1 pseudogene is annotated in these 559 nt (G+C 49.4%); it reads left to right on the plus strand.

Annotated elements, in window-relative coordinates:
- A pseudogene (locus tag ACIFO6_RS04635) lies at window positions 1-559 on the plus strand (EndoU domain-containing protein); the annotation flags it as partial.

The following is a 559-nucleotide window of genomic DNA, read 5'->3' on the forward strand; positions in this document are numbered from 1 at the left end:
CCTAAAATATACAATCGAACCATCATCGGTGCATCCATTGAAGGAAAAATACTGGAGGTCAGCCGGAATCAGGTTCGATTACATTTGGATATGGATAATCAGCAAAATCCCAAGGATGCTCAGTGGTTCCCCTACTCTGCCGAGGGCAATCAGGTGTGGTATCTCATGCCGGAAAAAGGGGCGCAGGTGAAGCTGTATTTTCCAAGTGCAGACGAAGATGATGCGATGGTCATACAATCGGTACGGACGAAACCATCTACTGTTGCCGTCCCTTCATCTCACGCAGCCCAAGGTGCTGTGGTCGAATCACCAGCAGAACGCCACCAGCGTAAAACTGCCGATCCCGGAGTCAAATCCTTTGCGAACCCGCAAGGAAAAGAAATTTCCTTAGGGAACTCTGAACTGTCGATGAGTGCGCAGGAAGGGTCACTGTACATTTCCATGAATACCCATAACGGTGTCAGCCTGAACAGCACCCAACGTATACAAATTCAAGCCACAGGCAGTCTTAGTCTTTCGGCAGGTAGCATCCTGCTGCAAGGAACCAACGGCTTACACT

The organism is Paenibacillus sp. NRS-1781 (assembly GCF_050467745.1).
Taxonomy (GTDB): domain Bacteria; phylum Bacillota; class Bacilli; order Paenibacillales; family Paenibacillaceae; genus Paenibacillus; species Paenibacillus terrae_A.